We start from the raw sequence: 1,596 nt of genomic DNA, 5'->3' as shown, positions 1-1,596 counted from the left end.
TCAGTAAGTATGATTACTTGTCCTTGCGAACGACACCCAATCTAAGATGACTGGTTTCTCGCTCAACGAATCGCACCAAGATATCCGATTTCTGGCTCAACACTTCCAAGATGACTACCTCACCAGCAACCAGTCAATTTTTGATAAAGACACTTTTGGCGAAACCATCAGCATCCTGAAAGAAGCACTGGATAACATCGATAAAAACACGTATTACAAAGATGCTGACTATTGGGGGCTCTATGAAGCAATTGAGACTTTCCTATATGGCGAAATAACTCCTAACCAGAATGATGGAGAATTTTGGGGTATTAGAGGGTTTTCCTATGTCTGGGAAGATATGTGCAGCACTTATTTTTTTAAAGAATATCTAGATCACATTTGCTATGCGGATACAGATATACCTTTGAAAAATTACTACAATCGAGAAAGGCAACGGGAAAAAGTTCACAGAGTTGGCAACCACGAAGCCTATAAGGGAACTAACGGGTATGGCAATCAATGGATTTATCGGACAATATCGGATATTCCATCCGACAAAAATAACAAACAAAGCAGTTGTCTTGGATGGAATGAGCTACTTTGTATTGAGTTGGATACTCAAGAAGCAACTTTTGTGTACTCCAATAATAAATATAGTACATTAGACAGACGGAACGGAACCAAAAAAATGCACCGATATCCCCGTCCTGATCTGGTATTATTAAAGGGTAAACATAAAGGTATTTGTGAAGTTCAGATATTCGATTACAAGGATGTAAGTTTGGATTTTTACTTGACAAATCAAAATTTAAAATTCGACCTAATCGACCCAACAGATCCCAAATATAAAAAATATAAAATTGACATAATAAAGTCATTGACTTATGAATTTGCTTTACAACAGGAACGACATCATGTCAAGGTCGTCGATAATGTATTTTTTATTCCTTGGTGGTATTATGACAGAAAACCCCATCCTATTTATGGAGAGACTGAACTAAAAGATATTCAAGGAAAAGGTATTGACGTTATCAAGGGCAATTTTTTTATGATTCAACAAATCTACCTAGAGGAAAGTTTATGAGACATGACACGGATATTATTGGAATTTACCCGGAACAATTAAGCGGGTACGTTCCTCTGATTTCATTCAAAACTGAAGACCAGAAGCAAGCCGCTGAAAATTATATTACAGAAGAGGTTGATGTTTTTTTTGCAAAAATTTTTTACAATCAAAAAAAACCTAAATACCAGCCAATACCTTATTCACAGCTTATCACCGAAAAAGATTTTAAAATAGTTGATATAGAGTATTTCTATTTAAACTTGTTTTACGATTTAATGCGTAATCGTGCAACTCATAAACTAGAAAGTACAATTAAATGGTGTATTACTTTTGACGTAAAATGCGCTCCTATTCAGTTGGCTTGGCATTCTCCACATTATAAGGGTTCTAATCCCCCAAACCCTAATGATGAAACTGGACTTCCTTATAGGAAATTCGGTACTATAGACATCAACGGATATCCAGTATTTTATTAGACCTCTTGCAAAATAATTTTATGCTAAAATAAAAAGTTTTGCTTGATTTTAGCCGATGGCCGGTTATAGCTG

2 protein-coding genes are annotated in these 1,596 nt (G+C 35.5%); both read left to right on the top strand.

Going from position 1 to position 1,596, the window contains the following annotated elements:
• Positions 1 to 46 precede the first annotated feature (46 nt).
• Entirely contained in the window at positions 47 to 1,066 is a 1,020-nt protein-coding gene (locus NG792_RS28770; RefSeq protein WP_261237802.1) for a hypothetical protein, read from the top strand.
• Positions 1,063 to 1,524 carry a hypothetical protein gene (locus NG792_RS28765; protein WP_261237801.1) on the top strand — a complete coding sequence of 154 codons (462 nt, stop codon included), beginning with the start codon at positions 1,063 to 1,065 and terminating at the stop codon, positions 1,522 to 1,524. Before NG792_RS28770 ends, NG792_RS28765 begins: the two co-directional genes overlap by 4 nt.
• The last annotated feature ends 72 nt before the right edge of the window (positions 1,525 to 1,596 follow it).

Origin of the sequence: Laspinema olomoucense D3b (genome assembly GCF_025370785.1) — a bacterium.
GTDB lineage: Bacteria > Cyanobacteriota > Cyanobacteriia > Cyanobacteriales > Laspinemataceae > Laspinema > Laspinema olomoucense.
The sequence above is the reverse complement of the archived record's forward strand: the minus strand, read 5'-3'. Positions and strand labels throughout refer to the sequence as shown.

Coding starts and splice junctions, on each gene's coding strand:
- NG792_RS28770 (WP_261237802.1), top strand. CDS start 47: ATGACTGGTTTCTCGCTCAACGAATCGCACCAAGATATCCGATTTCTG.
- NG792_RS28765 (WP_261237801.1), top strand. CDS start 1,063: ATGAGACATGACACGGATATTATTGGAATTTACCCGGAACAATTAAGC.